The organism is Gracilimonas sp. (genome assembly GCF_017641085.1).
Lineage (GTDB): Bacteria > Bacteroidota > Rhodothermia > Balneolales > Balneolaceae > Gracilimonas.
Genome location: NZ_JAEPPI010000001.1, coordinates 1,559,796 through 1,578,909, shown reverse-complemented (window position 1 = coordinate 1,578,909; position 19,114 = coordinate 1,559,796). Strand labels below are relative to the sequence as shown.

Here is a 19,114-nt window from a genome sequence, read left to right as displayed (position 1 = left end):
TTATGAATAAACAAGAGCTGCAAAGAAAGCTAAGAGCCAACTACAATCGGGATACATGGAAAGAGGTGTTGCTGGAGTTGTTTCCGGAGGCCGATATGTTTGCGCAGGATCGTCCGACCACCTTCACGCGGGAAGAGCAACGAAACCTGGCCAATCATATCTCGCAGTTTGGAGAGGTGGATCTGGATGGCGATACGCTGATTTTTCTGGAAGTGGAGCTTAAATCCGATTCGGTACAGCTTGCTCGCAATCGGGTAGGGTTACGCAGACTGGTGGATAATGAAGTAATTGCCGGTTTAACGGATGGCGCATTAATTTCCTATTACCAGCCGGAAACAAATGAGTGGCGCATTACTTTTTATTCAGAACGGTATGGATGGGATGAGGACGGCAATACGATTAAAGAGGAAACGCATCCAAAGCGTTATACCTATGTAGTGGGACCTGCTGAATCCTGCAAAACGGCAGCGGGACGGCTGATCAAAGTAGTGCAAAAGGGAGATGATAATAACTTAGAACATGTACTGGAAGCATTTTCGGTACAGAAGGTGTCCAAGGAGTTTTTTAAGGAATACAAAGAACAGTACGACAAGTTTGTGGGCCACCTGACCGGAAAGATCTGGACCAAAAGTGGAGTAAAAGAAGTTGGAGACCGTATCTCCCAGTTTCAGTTTTATTTTAAGGCGACGACCGATCATGAAAAGGAAGCCCGTGATTTTGTGAAGAAACTGCTGGGCCGGATTGTGTTTCTCTATTTTGTGCAGAAGAAACAATGGTTGGGTGCGAAATCCACCGATTTTAATGACGGCAAACCGGATTTTATTTATGACCTTTTTAAGCAGGTTCCTGAGGATAAAAAAGATCAGTTTTACTCTCAGTGGCTTACAAAGCTCTTTTTTGACACGCTGAACCGGGACGATGATCATGCTTTTGAAATGCCCGATGGCAGTACGGTGTATATTCCGTTTCTAAATGGTGGACTGTTTGAGAAGGATGAAACCGACCATAACACTGAAACCCTGCTGTTGCCGGGAGAGCTTTTTTCCAATCCCGAGGATTCCGAAAGCCCGAATACACGGGGCTTTCTCGATTTTCTGAGTGCCTATAATTTTACTATTCATGAGGACAGTCCGGGTGACCATACCATTGCGGTGGACCCGGAAATGCTGGGGCACATTTTTGAGAACCTGCTGGAGGATAACAAAGACAAAGGCGCCTACTACACGCCCAAGCCCATTGTGCACTACATGTGCCAGGAGAGTTTGATAGAGTATTTGCTGACGGAATTAACTGCTGAAGACACCGAGGACTCGGAGAAAGATGAATTGCGGTGCCATTTAGAGGATTTGATTAAGAAACAGGAAGCGGGGGATCTGGTAGGTTTTACCGAGCAACTCTTGAAGTCCCTGAAAGAGGTGAAAGTCTGCGATCCGGCGATTGGTTCCGGCGCGTTCCCGATGGGGATTTTACAGGAAATTTACCAGGCGGTGGAAACGCTGCACCATCTCTCCCCAGATAATGTGCAGGCCATTTGGGAGCTGCCTGACGAAGACTGGCACCCAGCGGAAGTGAAAAAGCAGATCATCCAAAACTCTATTTATGGGGTAGATATTGAAAAAGGAGCCGTGGACATTGCCCGGCTACGCTTTTGGCTCTCGCTGATTGTGGATGAAGAAAAACCCACCGCCCTACCCAACCTGGATTATAAAATTGTAGTGGGGGATTCGCTGGTGAGCCGTTTAGTTATAGATGGCGAGGAACAGATTGTTAATATTAATTGGGAAATGGAAGGAGAGGTTGATAGCACAAAAGAACATCTCCAAAATTTAAAGAAAGCCCTAAGTGCAATAGTAGATAAACAAGAAAAGTATTTTGATGCCGATACCGAAGAAAAAGAAAATTTGAAGAAGGAAATTGATCAGCATAAAGTAGAAGCTTTAATTCACCAGCTTCATTTTGATCGAGAAGATTATGTTGCAAATAATGAGGATAAGGGGAATTTATTTGAAGAAAATACTGAGCGAAAACTAAAACTGATTGGCTTTAATGATTTAATTAAAAAGCTTGAATCTCTTAGAAAAACCCCAAGTAGCATTCACTATTTCGATTGGAAATTAGATTTTCCTGAGATGCTTAATGAAAAATTTACAAAGCAAACTGGATTTGATATCGTAATTGCAAATCCACCGTATCTTGGAGAGTCTGGTAATAAAGAGAAGTTTAGAAGAGTTCAATTGGGCGGATTATCAAATTTCTATTTAGGTAAAATGGATTACTTCTACTTCTTTATGCATTTAGCTCTCAACCTCTCAAATGAAAAAGGGATAAATACCTTTATTACCACAAACTATTATCCAACAGCTGACGGAGCGCTAAAACTTCGGAACGATTTAAAGGATAGAAGTAGCATACTGCAACTAATAAATTTTGGTGAGCTTAAGATATTTGATTCAGCCAGAGGCCAACATAATTTAATAACAATTTTTAAGAAGCCTGCTGCAAAAGATATATCCGTACAGATAATAGACGTTAAAAAAAATGGTACTGGGTCGACGAATGAACTGAACAAAATTTTAAGTAATAAAGATGAGCAAACAGAATACAGATCATTTAAATCAATTGATCTGTACGATGGATCAAAGAATTATATAAGGCTTTCAGGAACTACTTCATATTCTGATTCAGTAGGAGTAAATGGGGTTTTAGAGAAGATTTTAGATAAATCTGATGATCTACTTGGAAACATTACTGAGATAAACCAAGGGGTAGTGAGTGGGTGTGATAAATTTACTAATAGATTTACTGAGAAAGTTGAATCGCTAAGCAAAATTGCAATAAATGACGGTATTTATGTTTTTGACTTAGAGAATGTACGCGATTTGCAAACGATTAAAAGCTTTAATAGTGATGAGAAGGAACTATTGAAGCCGTTTTTTAAAAATTCAGATATTGATAAATACCAGTCAAGAATTGAAAATGATAAATTGCTTTTATACTTAGATAGAAATGTTAATAGCATAGAAAACTATCCAAATATTGAACGTCATTTAATGAGGTTTGAGGGTATTTTAAAAGATAGAAGAGAATATAAAAATGGACGAATAAAATATTTTCAACTTCAATGGCCTAGAGATGAAAACATTTTTAAAAGCCCAAAAATTTGTGTCCCATATAGAGTTAAAGACAATTGCTTTGCCTACAATGAGATTGATTGGTACTGTAGATCAGATTGTTACTTGATCACTCATAAAAATGATCATGAAGACGTCCAACTCAAATATTTATTAGCTCTAATAAATTCATCTTTATTTTTCTTTTGGCTATATCACAGGGGGAAAAGAAAAGGCGAAACACTTGAATTATTTTACACTCCGCTTTCAGAGATACCAATTTATTTAGCACATGAAAAAATTCAAGCAGAGCTTATTGAGAAAGTTGAAAAAATAGAGAGATTAAGAAGTGACGGACAGAACACCACCGCCTTAGAACAACAAATAGACACGCTGGTGTACAAGCTCTACAACCTCACCTGGGAAGAGGTACAAGTAGTGGACCCGGAGTTTGGGTTGAGTGAGGAGGAGTATGAGGCGGTTAGTTTAGAGAATGATTAAACCATAACGAAACACTATTAATAACCATGGGTGAAGGGGAAGAAAAAATTGATAAGGTAATAACCGATCTGGCACTTGAAGATCCTGCACAAGATAAATTCGGTCGTGATGAGTTTGCTAAACGGGTGGCAAAAATTCTTATAGGCAAAAGTACACCGGATCATCTAACAGTGGGTATCTACGGTAAATGGGGAGATGGCAAAACTTCTGTCATTAATTTCATTAAATACTATCTGAATGAAGAACATGAGGGTGAAGCATTATATATAGATTTTAATCCATGGCGGTATAAGAATGAGGAGCACTTACTCAACAGCTTTTTTAAACAATTTGCTCAGGGAATTAGTCATAAGTTAGACAAGGAAGGTAAGAAAATTGCTAAGACACTGTTGGCTTATTCAGGACTCATAGTAGCCTTGGCTGAGCCGGTTACAGGTTTAGCCATGTTTTCACAACTTGGTGGATGGGATAAAATCAAAGACAAATTTGGCAAGGGTAAAGATTTTGTTAATGATACAGATTTCTCCCCTGCAATAAATTCATTGGAAGAGTCTCTCAAAAATTCCGAATCTCTTGAAAAACAAAAAAAGAGAATTAGTGAGCAGTTAAGTAAAACCGGTAAAAAACATATCGTATTTATTGACGATATCGACCGATTAGATAGTGAGGAAGTTCAAGTATTGTTCGGTTTACTAAAGGTTACTGCGGACTTCGATAACGTAATTTATGTATTAGGATTTGACCCTACCATTGTATCTAAAGCACTCGAACCTAAATATCCTGATTCAGGTCGTGATTTCTTAGATAAAATAATCCAGGTGCCACTTAATCTGCCAAAAGTGCAAAGAACGGACCTCTACGGTGAGATACTATATCCTGGATTAAATGAAATCATCGCAAATAATTCGATTTATGTTAGTGAAGATGAGAACAATGACATAGTGAACTCAATACAGAACGGTTTAGAGGATAAGTTAAATACTCCCAGAATAGTCAAACGTTATTTGAATGCATTAACCTTTTCTGTACCTATTCTAAAGGGTGAAGTACGATTACATGACTTATTAATGATTGAAGGATTACGGATCTGTTACCCAGATATATATGAGAATGTTTATGAAAACAAAGACCTTTTTATATCCTCTGAAAAAGATTCAATATTTCCTGATCCTAAAGAAGTGGAAAAAAAAGAGGCTGAGCAAAGGGAGTCTCTGTTAGAAAATCAGGGAGAATCAGTAAGAAACATTTTGTCATCTCTTTTTCCACGCATTCAAACTGATTTTTTAGGTCAAAAGCCAGACATAAAAGAGCTTGCCAGAAAACAGAGAATCAGTTCCTCATACTATTTTGACAGATACTTCACTTATTCAATTCCAAAAATGGATTTAAGTGATCAGCAAGTTGGGGAGTTTATTATCGGTCTACCAACTGAGTCAGTTGATCTTAGTGTTCAAAGAGCTACTCAATTGATTGAAAATAGTAGTGAGGGTGCGTTTCTAAGAAAAATTGAGGAAAATGAAAGAGAAATTACCAAAACTTCTTCACCAAATCTGGCTTTCGTGCTCTCAAAATTAGGCCACCGGTTCCGAAAGTATGATGATGCAATTATGGATTTCAATTCTCCACTCAGGAAAGCTTCTTACCTGATTGCAACTGTTATTGAGAGTATTGATCCAAAAAACCGATTGGAAACTGCTGAAAGAGTAATTAATGAATGCTCAAACATTATTCTAACAGCAGAAATCAGTCGTGATCTTTACAGGGATAAAGACAAGGAACAGATTCTCCAACCAGATGAATTCAAAAAAGTTCAAAAACTAATTTCAGATCAAATAAAAAATGATGCAGAAAAACATGGAGCTTTTTTCCTAAGGGACGGAAAGATCAAAGATAATGCAGCTCTGCTTATGAACCATTGGCGTTTAGGCTCGGCTGAAGAAGTTAGTGAATTCATTGAAAATGCAATTGACAATAAATCCTCTAATGCTATTGAGTTTTTGAAGTCTTTTATGCCAAAAACTTATACACCAGAAGATGTAATGGAACACTCGCTTTTTGAAATGGATCAGTATAACGCAGTAAAGCGATTGGTTTCGCCGAAGATAGTTTATGAGGCATTGAAAAAGGACTATGGAGCAGTAATGTCGAATCCCAAGGGAATTGAATTCAGAAGAAATAAAGAACCCTTTGAAGAGCGATTAGCAGAAGTTTTTGCCTACTATTTTTTAAAAGATGATAAAACTGAAAGGTAACCTAATGAATGACTACCAAACTTGCAGAAAATGTGGCGGTCGCATAGTTATTCGTAAAATGGACGGGGTAGCTACGCCTATTCACATAGATGGTGCATGCGGAGAACTAACTACCTACGAGAAAAAACAGCAGATCAGTCGCATTGAGAATAATCTGAGTTTTGAATCAAATGGAAAGAAACCGAGTAGTTTCACAATACCTAATGCAAACTGCCCAGTTTGCGGAGACAACGTATTTTATTACGAAAACGAACACGGTTCTAAAGTTTACTTTGATGAATTAGGACCACCCTGGCCGAAACACCCCTGTACTTCAAATGGAGACGAATCCTCTATGGGTTACAAAGATCGCTCCGGCAAAGGAAAGTGGTACAAATTTGAATTAGAGGACTTGATCAAAACCCCTATTGAAGGCGGATACGAATACGAGTGGATGGGTCGGATTTTAGATGGGAAGAACCAATTCTCTTATTTGATGAGTGTTAGCGATAAAAAGTTAGATGGTCTTATTCATAAATCCTGTTATATCAAAAAAACCGATCCTGGGACGTACCTTCTGTCATTTATTCAAAGTTCTAAGGATTACACGTTTGAGGATGCCGTATTGTATTCAACCTCCTTATTTGATAATAAAAGACAAGAATTTATTGAAAGGCATAAAAGAAGAGAAGAGCAAAAAGCCAAGGAGAAAGAAGATTCTTCAGAAAAGGAGGAGGAAGTAAAAATTCGATGTAAAAGATGTCGGAAATTGTTCTATTCAATGAAAACTTATAATCAACATTTTGAAAATCGATGCATTGACAAGAGGGCAAAAAAAATAAGAACTAACCCTCCGGAGATAAAAACTAAACCTAATATTGATGAAAGTAATACGGTAAAACACAACGGAGAGTTTTTATGCTTTCATTGCCAAAAAAGATTTTCTTCAAAAGAAAAGTACCATAATCATTCATGCAAATAATTTGAAAAAATGAGTCCAACAGATAGAGAAGACATGTTCGGTAAAGCCGAATCCGGTTATTTATGGTGTTTACACTGTGAGAGAGCGTATAAAGAAGACGAGTACCGAACCGAAGTAAACGAAGAAGGCCATTTAAAGGAAATGTGCTATTATGAAGACTGCGATGGTGATGCGGTTATAGATGCCTGGGAATGGGAAAAAATACGGGATGCCAATGGCTATCCGGAAATACCGGAAAAAGGGAAGGTGTATCCGCAGTATGGGGAATAATCGTTTAATTAAACTGATTAAAAGTTAATGATGAGTAAAGTACCGGAACCTATATGGCTATACAGAATTACTCACATCCAGAATTTGTCTCACATCCAGAATTTGTCTCACATCCAGAATTTGTCTCACATTCTGGAGCATGGAATCGCTACGGTCGGATCGAAGCATGCTGATCGAAATTATAAATCCATTGGCAGCAGTACTTTAATTAAAAACCGCAGGAGTGTACAAGCTCCCGATCCTCCGGGTGGCACTTTTGAAGAGTATATTCCTTTTTATCTCGGCCCACGAACACCCATGCTTTATAACATTGCAACCGGCTGGGAGGATATTGAGCAGGTGCCGCAGGAAGAAATTATTTACCTCATCACGAATGTAGATGAAATTAAAGCAGGGGGTTGTGAGTGGTTCTTTACGAATGGTCATGCTTATAGCAAGTATAAGACTGATTATATGTTCAATGATGAGGATGATTTTGATAAATTAGATTGGGAGGCAATTTATGCCGAAGATTGGAGTAACACGGAAACACAACTTGATCGAAAAGATAAAAAGCAATCAGAGTTGTTAATCAAAGAACATGTTCCCGTTACTTGTATTTGTTATATTGGAGTATTCAATGTAAAAGCAGAACAAACCGTAAAGGGTATTATCAAAGCAAACGGGTTGGAAATAGAAGTCAGAAAATCCCCTAAGAAACTCTATTATGATCACCTATAGAACCGGAAACATATTGAATGCCAATACCGAGGCCATTGTGAATACGGTAAACACTGTTGGAGTAATGGGGAAAGGTATTGCTTTGCAGTTTAAACGGGAATTTCCTGATAATTTCAAAGCCTATAAAGCAGCGGTTGAACAGGGAGAAGTTCAAACTGGTAAAGTTTTTATTCATTCTCATAGCCTGATTGAAAACCCCAGGTATATTATCAACTTCCCTACTAAGCAGCACTGGAGAAATGCTTCCAAAATATCCTGGATTGATGAAGGCTTGCAGGATTTGAGAAAACGTATTCCTGAGCTGGGAATAAAATCCATAGCTATTCCACCCCTTGGTTGCGGTCAGGGTGGGTTAAACTGGAGTTTGGTTAAGCCACTTATTATTTCCTCCTTGAAGGATTTGGATATAGAAATAGTATTGTATGAGCCATCTAAAAAAGTAAAGCAGGAATTGAAAAAACAGACAGACGGTTCCGCCTCGAAATTGACTGATTCAAGAGCAATGTTGCTTTCTTTGCTTTACAACTATCGCTCTATGGGTGAAGAAGCCAGCGAATTTGCTTCTGAAAAACTGTGCTATTTTTTACAGCTGTTGGGAGAAACACAGTTAGATATGGATTTTAAAGAAGGCCATTATGGTCCGTATTCAGGAAAGGCTCGTTTTTTACTGGATGCTGTTAACGGGTATTACCTTAAAGGGATGGAGCAAATGGATGTTAAACCGTTTGAAGCGCTGGAATTGGTGGTTAACAAAAAACCAGAAGTAGAAAATTATATTGATGATAGGTTAACCAAAGATCAGAAAACACATCTTGAAAAGCTATCTGACCTGATCGATGGCTTTCAAACTACCTACGGTTTGGAGTTACTGGCTACCGTTGATTTCATTCGAAGAAAATATAAAGTGAATACTCCTGAAGAAATCTCCAGACAGCTTGAGCAATGGTCAGACCGTAAAGCTGAATTATTTCCACTCCAACACGTACAAATAGCCAACAAACATCTTGAGGGGTATTTTAAGTATTAGAATGTCTGCTTAAGTATGTATTGATATGAAACAGAGAAGGGGAGTAGTCAATGGGTACAAAATCAATTAATAAGCAACTCGATGAACTTGCAGATCTTTTCGTTGATATGTTCACGGATCAAGAAATGATTGAACTCGATGAACATAAAAAGAGTCGTGTTAATGAATTAATGCCCAAAATCAGATCATACTTAGTTGAGAATCCGGGGGAGCTGATCTATGAAAAAGACACCGCATCAATTACACGTAAGAATACTGTTATAGATTTTTTGTGGAAAGTGTATGATGATGAGGATCATTATGATGAGATTTTTGGCGGAGATAATACCGACTTCATCACGAATTTTGTTGGGGATTATCTGAAGAGGGCGAAAATGATTCGTCCGACTTTTGTATCTGTTAAGAACGTAACAAACAAAGAATTCGAAGCCTATTTTCAAGAAGCGACAGAAGCTTGGTTATATGGATGCAGAAATGCAGCTATTATACTTTGTAATTCAATATTAGAAGATTTAATCAGAAACAAATTATGTCTGATTAACGGGGATTATGCCACGAAATTGATCGATGGTCAAACACTTAAAGCGAATAAAGAATTTACTTCCAAAAACTAAAAGAGTTTGCCAAGAAAGAGAAAGTACTTCCAAAGGAATACATTGAAAAGCTATCCAAAGTTCAACGAGTTCGAAATGATGCCGTTCATAACTTAAATAGAGTCTCAGATAAAGAGGCGTATGAACTCATTCTTTATACCAAAGATATTGTAGAGTATTTGTTGAATAAAGAATAGTGATACTCGCAATATTGTTACCCAAAAGTACATGGCATAATTAATAGATTTTCATTATCTATCTTAGAGTTAAAACATTATTTAAGTATGTTTTATGCCATATTTTAAAGCTGGGTACTACATTGATGAAATTGACAAGGAGTTAAAAAAAATTGTTAGTCCGGGAGTATTAAAAGACTTCTACAACTCAAGTCTCCCTTTTGAGGTAAGTAATTTTCCAGAACATATTGACATTAGTAATGTCAATCCACTCATAAAAGTTATTTGGAATATCATTACAAGAGGAAGACCTACTCGAGCCTCCCTCATGCTTTCAGAATATATACTGAAGACTCATTTAGGAGAAGAAAATGTATCGTTAAGTTTTGAAAGTGCAGAGGCTAAAGTTGATTTTACTTGGCCAGAACTGTCTGAATTGGAAAAGGAGACACTAAGTACTCTGCTAACAGGTTTTAGTGATTACACTACTGAAAGTGTCGCCAAACAGTTTGGATCTCAGTATCTAACACTGTTCAAAATTTTAAGAGATCTTCAAGCTTGTGCCCGTATACAACAGCTGATCCTACTGGTATATATGCTTTACAACCCTTCAGGGCAGTTTGACGTAGATATTAAAAACAAGGATGAATTATTGGCCCTTTATTTAGTTGAGGACTTGAATAATTTATTTAAACAGATTAATTCGTTGGTGTCGGAAGAGGAAAAAAGTCTTAAGGAGATCGGGTTTAAATCCTCGAAAAAAGCTCATAGTATATTGTATGAATGCAGCTCGGAAACAGGTGGATATGTAATTTCTAATCTATCAAAAAAGAATACCGAAGAAGTAAGTGAGAATGACTTTTTTCTTAGGGTATTAACTGACAGGAAGCTAAAATATAAAAGATTAGGTGTACTTGATGAAAAGGAAATAGAGGATAGGTATAGTCAAGACTTTTTATATGACACTGACAATCAAGAAAAAGCGCTCTTATATTTTCTTAGAAATATATTTAGAAAATCAAAATTCAGGCCAGGTCAGGAATCAATAATAAATCGAGCTTTTCAGGATCTTGATGTAATTGGGTTGCTACCTACGGGCGGTGGTAAATCTCTTACATATCAAATTTGCGGAATACTGCAGCCCGGGGTTTCAATAATTATAGAACCTATTAACTCATTAATGAAAGATCAGCACGATGGGCTATTATCTAATGGGATTGACAACGCTGTTTTTATTAATTCCTTTAACACTAAAGATGAGAAAGAAGAAAACTTAAACAATCTGGTAAAGTCGAGGTTTCAGTTTGTATATATCTCCCCTGAGCGACTTCAAATGAAAGAGTTTAGGACAAAACTTGATGAATGTAGCGAGTTTGGTGTTTACTATAGCTATGCAGTGATAGATGAAGCTCATTGTGTTTCAGAGTGGGGACATGATTTTAGACATACCTATTTAAATCTTGCTCAGAACCTGAAACGTTTTTGTAAAGCAAAGGATAATAACCTGATCTTTTATGGGCTAACAGCAACTGCATCATTTGATGTTTTAGCAGACGTTCAAAGGGAATTGGAAATGCCAGAGGATGCCATAGTAACATTACCGGCTGATGCTATCGATAGAAAAGAGTTGAATTTTAATATCATAAAGTTTGATGAGCAGCTTGATGAGGAGACCCTTAATAATTTCTTTGAAAGAGAAAAGGAAATCGGTGCAGTTAAACACTCAAAATTGAAAAGCTCTATAACGAATATACCCGAGGAACTAAAAAAAGCATCAGATCAACTGCAATTACTTGACTTGGGAAACAATTTTTTTGGAAAGAATAAAGATGGAGAGTACAAAAATGCTGGTGTAATATTTTGTCCTACAAAGTCTGATAAATTAAAAAATGGTGTTTTATCAGTAAAAGATTATCTCGAAAACCACTTACAGTATTTAGATATTGGAACCTTCTTCGGTGGTGGAGATGAAAATTCAATTCGGAATAATAGAGTGGAGAGGGAAGCAAATTCATCAGTAGAGAATCAGGATGATTTTATGAATAATAAAAAGAATCTGATGATTGCAACTAAGGCTTTTGGAATGGGTTTGGATAAGCCCAATATTCGATTCACTTACCATTATTCATTTACAGATTCAGTTGAAAGTTTCTACCAGGAGGCTGGCCGGGCTGGAAGAGATGGGAAGCCTGCAATTTGTACTATACTATATTACCCTGAAGATATTAGAACAAATTATGATTTTTATGAAAATTCGTTTAAAGGTATATCAAGGGAAAAAGAAATTATAGATGAATTCCTGAATGAAGTTAAATACGAGGAAGGTTTCTATCCTAATATTATAGATAGAAGAGCAAAAGAGAAACATCCGGAAATTGGAAAGGTTAGTTTCTGGAATAATAGATATTTAAACGTCTTTGGACATTTTCAACAAAACCCTGCTGATCGTATACAAATTGTTTCCATTGATTTGCTCAGAGACCTAAGAACCTACGACGATTTTATTCAGAATTTTGATAAAGACAAATCAAAGGAAATTGCGGATTCAATAATTGAGATCCTCAAAGAAGAGTCAAATGGAGAAGATTACATAGAATGGCTTAATACAAGTTCTGCCCCGGGTATTAAGACTTTGTTAGAGGTAGATAATAAGTCAATTCACGAACTTAGAATTGGATTTAATAATAATATAGTAAATGAGTTATCTGAATTCTTAAAGCCGAATAACCCTGAAATGGAACCACGGGTAATACGGGCTGCTTATAATTTTTGCGGAAGCTCTGAAGAATTTATTCATAATTTACTTTTCCAGTATAGAAGGCATACAAACTATCAAAGTAGTTTAACTATTTCTGATAATTCTATTGAAGAAATAAAATCTAAGTTTTATCAAATCAGGAATACCAGTGACACACTTAGAGCAATTTATCGCTTAATGATTGCAGGGATTATTGATGATTATGTGATTGATTATTATGCAAGGTTTGTGATGGTTAAATTTCAAGGAAAAACGGATGAAGATTATTTTACCAATCTTGAAAAATATTTGAAGAGGTATTTAGGTAATGAATCGACTGAAAGGTGGATGAAAATTGCAAGATCTAAGGAGTATGAACCGGCTTTAAAAAGAGTACTTTTTACCTTAACTGAATTTATTGACCAAGAAATCTCTGAGAAAAGAAAAAGGGCAATTGATTACATGCAACAGCTGTGTGAAATAGGCCATGAGCATGGTGAAAAAATATTCAGAGAAAATATTGTCTATTATTTCACTTCTAAATATGCCAGGGTAAACTATTTGCCCAAAGATACTGATGGGGGAAGAATTGAAAATACAGAAGTAGTTGAAAAGTATCTCGGGTATATAAATAATCCTCCGGATAATTTGGGAGGAGAAATAAACAATGCCAAACACTTAAGGGGTGCTTGTGAGAATTTAAGAATAACAATGACAAGAGATAATGCAAGCATAGACCTGTTAACTGCTTACAGTTACTTCGCTTTGGAGAGTCAACAAAGTGTAGATTTTGAATCTGCAATGGAAAGACCTTTAATTCAACAAGCTATTGAATTGTATAAGAAAGGCTTCAAAAGCCTACAGAAGAATGAATCATGGGAGAATATCCTGAGTCTTCTACAATTATTTAATTCTAAAGTACTTGATATAAATCCTACAATTTCTCCTGTTTTGGACCCGCTAACGAATGAAATTTTAGTATTTAGAACCTCTAATTGTCTCAAGAAATTTTTGAACCAAATATCATACAATGAGTGATTTAATTAATGCACAAAAAGAATTTGAAGAACTTATTGACCAGCTTGAAAAGCTTAAAAATGTCAATCAAATTACATCTGAAAATGCAGAAAATGCCAAGAAGATAGTTCAACAAATTAAAGAATACTCCACAAAAGCAGATTCATTTCTTGATCAGGTCAATAAAGAGTATGGAGAGACTGAGCAAAGGGTTAATGCTGCAATTAAAGCGCTAGAGGAAAGTATTGAAAAGTCAGAAAAAGTAAATAGTGAGACACAATCTTTAGTAACTCAAAAATTTTCAGTTTTAGATAGTGGACTCAATGAATTAAAAGATCTTGAAGGAAAAACACAGAAAAATTTTTCCAAAATGGCAGAAATACTTACAACTTTAAAAGAGGAAGATAAGAGGATACAGGGGAATCAGGTAAAGACAGAAAAAAATCTCAAGAATAAAATCGAAGGGATTGCTGATCAATTATCAGGCTTCAAAGCTACAACTAATGATGAGTTTTCGATTCATAGAAAGGAAGCTAAAGTTATAAAAGCAATAATGATATTATCATTAGTAATTATGATAGCTGGATTTATTACGATGTCACTTTTAATTAGTTAAAATAAAAATGCCATTTGAACCGGACAAAATAACTTGGGAACACATCGAAAAGGCGGTACAAAAAATTAAAGATGAAGGAATAGAACTTCATTCTTCTACCGGCTACGATGTAATCATTGATGGAGAAGCTTTCCCGCCCAAAGAAATCATGCGTTATGCTCATGAAGAAATGAATGGAGATAGGGTATGGGAACGGAGTGGTGGTGAGACGACGAATAAATATTTAGATGATATGGGGTTTGAGATTGTGGAGAAGAAAAAAAACAAAGAACTCTATGAATTAAAGCAAGAGTTTCTCAAGGAGTGGTCGTTAGAGCGGGTAAAGTCAATGGAGTTGGATGAATACACAAACCTCAATAAAGAGGATTCATTCTGTTATTGGCTAGAATCTAAAACACAAGACTTAGGAAGTATTTGGGGTGGATCAGCTTACAAATTTGGTATTTATAAGCGGAATAATACAGATAGTGAAGATTCGAGATCTGGATATTCAACTGACGGAGAATACGCATGGGTTTCTAAGTATGGAGACAACGCACAGGAAGTTTTTAAAGAGGTTAGAAGTTTAATTGTATCAGTGATTGAGTTCGTCCAATCAAACGAGCTTCAGGAAATTGATTCCATTGATCTCGGAGATGCTTTAAAGTGGAAAATTGCTTTTCAATACTCTGACTTTCAAGTCATAAATATTTTTAAAACAGAAGCTATTAGAAAAGTAGGTAAAACTGAAGGCTTAGCTGATGCAGATTCCTGCCCAATATCGAAAATTCATAGATTCTTGATCGATAAAAAACCTGAGGGTGAAGATTATTTTGACTATACGAGAGAGCTGTGGAAAAGCTATGAGTCGGATAGAAGTAATGAGAAAAAAGCTTTTGACTTAGCAAACAGAAAATTTTGGATGTATTCCCCTGGATCAAACGCTGAGTTTTGGGAAGAATTCTATTCGCAAGGAATAATGGCAATAGGCTGGGATTTTTTAGGAAATCTTAGAAATTATAACAAGAAAAGTGACTTAAAAAAGCCTCTTCAAGAAGCATTTGATACTGACTCATCTAAGAAAAATGATAAAACTGCCTGTTGGGAATTTGCAAATGTAATTGAGCCTGGAGATATCGTAATTGCAAAGAAAGGAACAACAGAATATTTAGGCTGGGGTATTGTTGAGTCTGATTATAATTATAAAGAAGACAGAGATTACTTTAAGCATACAAGGAAAGTAAATTGGCTGAATAAAGGAATATGGCCAGATTCAGATATAGTCAGAAAAACGCTGACTGATATAACTTCATATAAAAACTATGTTGATCGTTTAGTTAAAGAACTTCAAATTGGAAAAGGAGTTAGCAAAATGGAAGAGGCAAAAAATCAAAATTACTTAAATCAAATTTTATTCGGCCCTCCAGGAACAGGTAAAACTTTCTACACGGTCAATAAAGCACTGCAAATAGTAGATCCTGAGTTTTATGAGGAACATAAATATGATCGGGAAGCTCTAACAAAACGGTACCGGGAATTGTTAATTACTGACTGGGCAGAGTCAAAGAAAAGAAGAATTGCTTTTACTACGTTTCATCAAAGCTTTACGTACGAGGATTTTGTAGAAGGCATCAAGCCAGATGTCAATACTGAGGGAGATCTTTCCTATAAGATTGAAGATGGTATTTTTAAACGAATTTGTAGAAAAGCGAAATATTATTCGGAAGGTGAAGCAGAGGAAGCCAGGGAACGTGTTCGGTTAAGCGATGAAGATTTTAAAAAAGCTCAGTTTTTTAAGGTTTCTTTGGGAAATACAAACAAAGAAGAAGACGATGAGATCTATCAATACTGTATCGATCATGGTAAGATTTCGATAGGGTATTTAGATCATCTTGATCTTTCGGGAAAATCTGAGTCTGACATAAAAGAAATTGTTCAGGAAAGTTCAGGGTTGAGTGATTTTTCTTCCAGAGCCATGAATTATTTCATCCATTATTTGAAGAAGGGGCATTATGTTCTGGTTTCAAAAGGTAATTCCATTGTCAGAGCGATTGGCCAAGTAAAGGGAGATTATGAATACAAACCCGATGCGCCCATTTCTTACCCTCATTTTCGTGACGTAGATTGGTTGGTAAAGGACGTAGAGATTCCAATCGAAGAGATCTATGAGAAAAACCTGCAACAGCAACCCATTTATATGTTAAAGAAAGACTGGGTAAGCAGAGAATTTTTTGAAAAACAGAATATAGCTGAGGTTACTGAAGGCAGTAATGAAAACTTTGTACTTATCATAGATGAGATTAACAGGGGAAATATCGCTCAGATTTTCGGTGAGTTAATTACCCTTATCGAGTCAGATAAAAGGGAGGGAGGAAAAGAAGAGCAAAAAGCTATTTTACCCTACTCAAAAAAACCATTTAGTGTCCCATCCAATTTGCACATTATCGGTACTATGAATACCGCTGACCGGAGTATTGAAGCATTGGATACGGCATTGCGACGCAGGTTTACTTTTGAAGAGATGCCTCCAAAAATCAAGGTGATTGAAGAAGAAGGAGCTTTGAAGGCAGAAAAGAGTGAAATCTATGTTAGTGAAAGTCAGTTTTTGCTTTCAAATATTCTTGAGACTATAAATAAGAGAATCAAAAAATTACTTGATAAGGATCATCTGATTGGGCATTCCTACTTTATGAATGTAAAAGAGGTATCAGACCTTCAGAGAGTGTTTTACAGGAACATCATTCCATTACTCGAAGAATACTTCTACGGAGACAAAGGAAAAATTCAGCTTGTACTAGGAAAGGGCTTTATTAAACAGGCTGAGCATTCAGGAGAAACTGATTTATTTGCGAAGTCAGATTACGATGACTCTATTTTTGACGATCGGGAAGTTTGGGAGCTTACTACCGATTGGAAATATAATGATGAAGCTTTTGAAGGGGCGTTAAATGTGCTTCTCAATAAAAAAGCCTAAAACTATATGCCAAAAAGTAAAACCATATCGGTTTTTGAGCATGAAAGGCTGACTCTCAAATCAGAGCCAAACTTTACGGTCAAGCTTTTTGAGCAACTTGAAAAATACCATGGAATCAATGGTACGCCTTACTTTTCACTGATTCATAAGGGAGTAAAATTCAATCAGTACGTTGGGGTTATTCAGGTTGGAGATACGGCTATTGAAGTGTTACCCAAGACGGACCGGTCAACTCTGGATAAAAAGATCTGGAGAGATGTACTAATACAGATGCTTAGAATTACCTCTGGTATCGAAGTAGCATCTACTTCAAAATCAGATTTAAGGCTTCAGCGCAATTCAATTTTTGATCTGTACATTGAACTGTTCATTAAAGAATGTGAGAGGCTTACACACCAGGGATTAGCAAAGAAATATCGGAAGGTAAAAGAGAATCAAACAGCGTTAAAAGGTCGCTTACATATACCCGGTCAGATTCGGGATAACATTATACACAAAGAGAGATTTCACGTTGAGTACAGCAAATATGATTTCAATCACCTAATCAATCAAATTTTAAAAAAGACGCTGGTCGTATTATCGCAGATCCCAATTCGTTCAGACTTGAGAAGCAGAGTAAAGAGTCAGTTACTTTACTTCGAAGAGATAGAAGATTGTACAGTACATGAACAAATGTTCAATCAAATTTACTTGAATCGAAAAACAGAACGCTACTCCGAAGCTTTAGAAATCGCACGACTGATTCTATTGAATTACCATCCTGACATATCAAAAGGCAGTAACCATGTGCTAGCCTTAATGTTTGACATGAATCAACTTTGGGAGCGTTTTATTACAAAAATGATGAGGCGTCATTTATCGGACAAATACCAAGTAAAAGCACAAAGTAATAAGGTGTTCTGGAGGTCTGAAAGTAGCCGAAAAAGATTAAAACCGGATATTTTGCTTATACCAAAAGATGAATCCGGTAAAAAGATTGTAGTTGATACGAAATGGAAAACCCCAACTAAAAATCGGCCTTCAGACAACGACCTCAGGCAAATTTTTGCTTACAATCGGTTATTTGAAAGCCATGATGGAGTTCTTCTTTATCCTGGTACCGAAAAACAGGTTACAGGAAAATACGAAACTGAATTTGGTGGAAGCTGTATCCTGCAAACTACAAATGTATTGAGTCGTTCTGGAAAATTGATAACAGATGATTCTTTACTGCTTTCTATTTCTAATAAAATATCTAAATGACAAAAATTGAACCTTATAACATTTGGGAGCAAATAGCAGAAACCATAATCCAAACTGGAAATGGGAAAGATATATTAAATCACCTTGCAGACCGGTTAATGACTGAGCAAGTTCAGCGTGATAACTACCTTCTCTATCTTGGGGTGGGTGAAGAATTGACCGAAGATCTAAAAAATGAAATCGCAGATATTGTTTCTGGTTTCACGGATTCTTTTACCTTAGCTACAGCAATCGGTTTCTTTAAAAAACAAGAAGAGAAAACTGTTTTAATTCAAATTGCTTCAGAGAATAAAAAAATAGCCTATGAGTGTGCTGAAGCTTTACGTGATCATTTCAACCAAAAAGGGGTGGGAGTAGTAAAGGAAGTTAAGCAAGAAGGTAGTTACCGAAGAGTAATACAAGAGCAATAGAACTGAAATGAAAAGCGACACTTTTCAGTGCCGCTTTATTTGAGATAAAACATGTGGTTAGGATGCTGTGTTATCTGAGTCGTAATATGAATGATTTAATAACAGGAAAGTCGGTATCTACGAGTCATCAGTTTTCTCTTTTAGGCATTTTTTTAAATGGTTCACTACATCCGGCCCTGCATCAATGATCCCATCTACAATGACATCAACTTGATCCATGTTCAGGCCGGTCAGGTTGGCCCTGATTCGTCCTTTATCCGGAGCCTGGCTAAGAAAAATGTTTTGGGTATCAATGATTAATTGAAAGGAGATATTCGACATACTTCTGATAAATTTATGGTTGAAAATTGTTGTCTGTAGAAGTTATTAAGTACCCTGCGGCACGTTGATATTCTTGATATTATTTTCTGATAAACTTTGACGATCCTTTTTCAGCAAGTTTGCATAAGGGTTAAATCGTTTACTCATCTGAATCAATTTATACCAGCGTTATTAGAAGAGCGACAGTGTACCGCTGGTTTGAGCACAA

At 36.4% G+C, this 19,114-nt stretch carries 13 protein-coding genes; 12 read left to right on the top strand and 1 reads right to left on the bottom strand.

The features are described from left to right. Window positions 1-272 precede the first annotated feature (272 nt). From JJ941_RS06815 to JJ941_RS06760, 12 genes are all read left to right on the top strand, one after another. Window positions 273-3,611, top strand: a complete 3,339-nt coding sequence (locus JJ941_RS06815) for an N-6 DNA methylase (RefSeq protein ID WP_290963101.1) — start codon at window positions 273-275, stop codon at window positions 3,609-3,611. 26 nt (window positions 3,612-3,637) lie between these two features. Continuing rightward, entirely contained in the window at window positions 3,638-5,863 is a 2,226-nt protein-coding gene (locus JJ941_RS06810) for a P-loop NTPase fold protein (protein ID WP_290963099.1), read from the top strand. Window positions 5,864-5,867: 4 nt separating this feature from the next. Then, window positions 5,868-6,824 (top strand): hypothetical protein, encoded by a 957-nt coding sequence (locus JJ941_RS06805; RefSeq protein WP_290963097.1) that lies wholly within the window; start codon window positions 5,868-5,870, stop codon window positions 6,822-6,824. Window positions 6,825-6,833: 9 nt separating this feature from the next. Continuing rightward, window positions 6,834-7,094 carry a hypothetical protein gene (locus JJ941_RS06800; RefSeq protein WP_290963095.1) on the top strand — a complete coding sequence of 87 codons (261 nt, stop codon included), beginning with the start codon at window positions 6,834-6,836 and terminating at the stop codon, window positions 7,092-7,094. Window positions 7,095-7,121: 27 nt separating this feature from the next. Continuing rightward, window positions 7,122-7,814, top strand: coding sequence for a DUF4433 domain-containing protein (locus JJ941_RS06795; protein WP_290963094.1), 693 nt, complete (start codon window positions 7,122-7,124; stop codon window positions 7,812-7,814). Beyond that, on the top strand, window positions 7,801-8,841 hold the full coding sequence (locus JJ941_RS06790; protein ID WP_290963092.1) for a macro domain-containing protein: 1,041 nt from the start codon (window positions 7,801-7,803) through the stop codon (window positions 8,839-8,841). The genes JJ941_RS06795 and JJ941_RS06790 overlap by 14 nt, the downstream gene beginning before the upstream one ends. Window positions 8,842-8,891: 50 nt before the next feature. Beyond that, window positions 8,892-9,455 carry a hypothetical protein gene (locus JJ941_RS06785; protein ID WP_290963090.1) on the top strand — a complete coding sequence of 188 codons (564 nt, stop codon included), beginning with the start codon at window positions 8,892-8,894 and terminating at the stop codon, window positions 9,453-9,455. Between the two features lie 270 nt (window positions 9,456-9,725). After that, complete coding sequence (locus tag JJ941_RS06780; protein WP_290963089.1) at window positions 9,726-13,385, top strand: DEAD/DEAH box helicase; 3,660 nt, start codon at window positions 9,726-9,728, stop codon at window positions 13,383-13,385. Next, window positions 13,378-13,980, top strand: coding sequence for a hypothetical protein (locus JJ941_RS06775; RefSeq protein WP_290963087.1), 603 nt, complete (start codon window positions 13,378-13,380; stop codon window positions 13,978-13,980). The genes JJ941_RS06780 and JJ941_RS06775 overlap by 8 nt, the downstream gene beginning before the upstream one ends. Window positions 13,981-13,987: 7 nt before the next feature. Continuing rightward, window positions 13,988-16,933, top strand: coding sequence for an AAA family ATPase (locus JJ941_RS06770; protein ID WP_290963084.1), 2,946 nt, complete (start codon window positions 13,988-13,990; stop codon window positions 16,931-16,933). 6 nt (window positions 16,934-16,939) lie between these two features. Further along, window positions 16,940-18,175: a hypothetical protein gene (locus tag JJ941_RS06765; RefSeq protein WP_290963082.1), complete on the top strand. Its 1,236-nt coding sequence runs from the start codon at window positions 16,940-16,942 to the stop codon at window positions 18,173-18,175. Beyond that, a complete protein-coding gene (locus tag JJ941_RS06760; RefSeq protein ID WP_290963080.1) occupies window positions 18,172-18,585 on the top strand; it encodes a hypothetical protein in 414 nt (137 codons plus the stop codon). Before JJ941_RS06765 ends, JJ941_RS06760 begins: the two co-directional genes overlap by 4 nt. 117 nt (window positions 18,586-18,702) lie before the next feature. Here JJ941_RS06760 and JJ941_RS06755 read toward each other — a convergent pair whose 3' ends face one another. After that, window positions 18,703-18,906 carry a hypothetical protein gene (locus JJ941_RS06755; protein WP_290963078.1) on the bottom strand — a complete coding sequence of 68 codons (204 nt, stop codon included), beginning with the start codon at window positions 18,904-18,906 and terminating at the stop codon, window positions 18,703-18,705. Window positions 18,907-19,114 lie beyond the last annotated feature (208 nt).